We start from the raw sequence: 364 nt of genomic DNA, 5'->3' as shown, positions 1-364 counted from the left end.
GCGCTGGGGTGGGCGGGGTGGGCGCGAGGACGCGAGCATCAGGCCCTTGTTGCCGTCAGGACGCGATCGTGGGCCTCGTGGGTGCCGCGAACGGCCTGTGCCGGGACGCGGGGCCGGGGTTCGGACGCGGTGGTCGTCGGGTCCGTGTCCGTCAGGAGGGCGATGAGGTTCAGCCGGGCCCGGGCCACGCGGGAGCGGACGGTTCCGACGGGGCAGCCGATGGCGGTCGCGGCCTCCGCGTAGCCCAGGCCCAGGAGCTGGGTGAGGACGAAGGCCTCGCGGCGCTCGGTGGGAATGGCGGCCATGAGTTCGGCGAGGGCGATCCCGTCCTCGAATCCGGGGAGGTCGTGGGGCTGGGTCCGCT

Annotated in this window: 1 protein-coding gene; it reads right to left on the bottom strand. The window is 74.7% G+C overall.

Features of this window, described 5'->3' with window-relative positions:
* Window positions 1-38 precede the first annotated feature (38 nt).
* On the bottom strand, window positions 39-364 hold a 326-nt coding region (locus VR44_RS21470; protein WP_045949189.1), incomplete at its 5' end, for a sigma factor-like helix-turn-helix DNA-binding protein.

Source organism: Streptomyces katrae, from assembly GCF_000966975.1.
Lineage (GTDB): Bacteria > Actinomycetota > Actinomycetes > Streptomycetales > Streptomycetaceae > Streptomyces > Streptomyces katrae.
Note: the sequence above shows the minus strand (reverse complement) of the source record. Positions and strands in the feature narration are given on the sequence as shown.